Annotated in this window: 4 protein-coding genes; 3 read left to right on the top strand and 1 reads right to left on the bottom strand. The window is 59.4% G+C overall.

The window, feature by feature from the left end:
• The 3 genes from NW809_RS12230 to NW809_RS12240 all read left to right on the top strand — a co-directional run.
• Nucleotides 1-304: GTP-binding protein (locus NW809_RS12230; RefSeq protein WP_414402264.1), on the top strand; the 304-nt coding region annotated here is incomplete at its 5' end.
• Nucleotides 305-384: 80 nt separating this feature from the next.
• On the top strand, nt 385-711 hold the full coding sequence (locus tag NW809_RS12235) for a hypothetical protein (RefSeq protein ID WP_228375221.1): 327 nt from the start codon (nt 385-387) through the stop codon (nt 709-711).
• A gap of 2 nt (nt 712-713) precedes the next feature.
• Complete coding sequence (locus NW809_RS12240; protein ID WP_011430503.1) at nt 714-935, top strand: hypothetical protein; 222 nt, start codon at nt 714-716, stop codon at nt 933-935.
• 52 nt (nt 936-987) lie between these two features.
• On the opposite strand, the gene guaA is transcribed toward NW809_RS12240, so the two are convergent.
• On the bottom strand, nt 988-2,040 hold a 1,053-nt coding region (guaA, locus tag NW809_RS12245), incomplete at its 5' end, for a glutamine-hydrolyzing GMP synthase (protein WP_414402265.1).

Raw genomic sequence — 2,040 nt, forward strand, 5'->3', positions numbered from 1 at the left:
CATCGAGGTCGATGGTTTTAACTCCCTGGCCTTTGAGAGCGATCGCCCCTTCTCTCTAGACGCTTTCCAGAACTTTCTCAACGAGTTGCCCGATGCAGTCTTTCGGGCCAAAGGGATCCTGTGGTTTGAGGAAAGCCCAGAGCGACATATCTTCCACCTCAGCGGTCGGCGCTACACCCTCAGCAGCGACGCCTGGCCTCGCCAGCCCAAAAACCAGTTGGTGCTCATCGGCCAGCACCTCGATACGGCCAAGCTGCGGCAAAAGTTGGAAGCCTGTCTTGTCCCGGCGCCCGTCCAGGGCTAAGAACTGGGTGGCGGCTTAGAATCGTCGGGCCCTGTTCCGGCAGCCTCGCGAGGGGAGCCTTGAGAGAGGGCATCCCAGCTATGTCCGACATCTTTGTGATGATCCGCAACCAGGCCAACAACGCCCTCACTTCCATCGACGGGATCCCTTTTGTCGCCTTTCTGGAGCGGGAGGGGCAACTGATTGCCGAAGAAACCATCGAGTTAATCTACGCCGACGCCGGCTTTGATGACCTGCCGATTGGAGAATACACTGTGGGGGTACGGCATGAACGGGTGGAACCGCAAAAAGCCACCTGCCCGGTTGCGATTAGGGGTGCCAACGAAGTTGTTTTGGTAACATTTGTTTACCTCGAGCCGGAGCGGGTTCTGCTGAACGCTCAGATTGCTGTGGAAAAAAGGTTGTAACCATGACCGTCAAAGTGATCCCATCGCACTCCATCAAAGCTTTTCGCTATCGAGTGTTTTGTCTGGGACAAGATCTCTGGAATGCCCGGGATCCGATTAGCCGTGCCAACCTAGCCCTACAACTGGCCGACGCGGCCACAACCCTGGCCCGTATGGAAGTGCAAGCCGCTCAGCCTTTCAGCTCAAGCCCTTCCTATTCCCTGCCGGAAGCAGGCCATAGGTAATCGCTCCAGTCCGGCCTTGAGGCCAGAGGCAAGGGATCCCGCCCGACCAGCATCACTCCCACTCGATGGTGCCGGGGGGCTTGGAGGTGATGTCGTAGACTACGCGGTTGACGCCCGGCACCTCGTTGACGATGCGGTTGGAGATGGTGGCCAAGAGGTCGTAGGGCACCCTAGCCCAGTCCGCCGTCATGCCGTCTTCGCTGGTGACCAGTCGCACCACCACCGGGCAGGCATAGGTGCGCTTATCCCCCATCACCCCCACCGAGCGCACTTCCGGCAGCAACACGGCAAAGGCTTGCCACAGCTTGGGATAGTAGCCGGAGCGGTTGATCTCCTGGCGGACAATCATGTCGGCCTCGCGCAGGATCTCCAGCCGCTCTTTGGTGACCTCGCCCACAATGCGGATGGCCAGGCCCGGTCCCGGGAAAGGATGGCGGCCAACAATTTCTTCCGGCAAGCCCAACGAACGGGCCAGTTGCCGTACCTCATCTTTGAAGAGCTTGCGCAGAGGTTCTACCAGCTTAAAGCGCAGATTCTCCGGCAAGCCGCCGACGTTGTGGTGGCTTTTGATCTTGACGGCAATGCGCTCTCCGGTAACCGGATCCACATTGGTGTTGGCCGACTCGATCACATCGGGGTAAAGGGTGCCCTGGGCCAGGTACTCGAAGGGGCCCAGCCGCTGCGACTCCTCCTCAAACACGCGAATAAACTCTGCCCCGATGCGTTTGCGCTTCTCCTCGGGATCGGTGACCCCCTGCAACTGGCGGAGAAAGCGCTCTTGTCCGTCCACGTAGTGGACAGGGATGTGAAATTGCTCTTGGAAAAGGCGCAGCAGCCGCTGCGGCTCATCCTTGCGCATGAACCCCTGGTCGATGAACACGCAGGTGAGCTGATCCCCAATGGCCTTGTGTAGCAGAAAAGCCAAAGTAGAGCTGTCCACCCCCCCCGAAAGGGCCAACAGCACCCTCTTGTCGCCCACGCGGGCACGGACTTCCCGAATGGCCTCCTCCAGAAAAGCTTCCGTTGTCCAGGTGGGCTCGCAGCCGCAGATGTGATAGACAAAATTGCGAATGAGAAAGGCACCGGCCTCCGAGTGGGCCACCTC

This window comes from Synechococcus sp. WC101 (assembly GCF_047461555.1).
In the GTDB taxonomy this organism is placed as follows: Bacteria; Cyanobacteriota; Cyanobacteriia; order Thermostichales; family Thermostichaceae; genus Thermostichus.

Coding starts and splice junctions, on each gene's coding strand:
- NW809_RS12235 (WP_228375221.1), top strand. CDS start 385: ATGTCCGACATCTTTGTGATGATCCGCAACCAGGCCAACAACGCCCTC.
- NW809_RS12240 (WP_011430503.1), top strand. CDS start 714: ATGACCGTCAAAGTGATCCCATCGCACTCCATCAAAGCTTTTCGCTAT.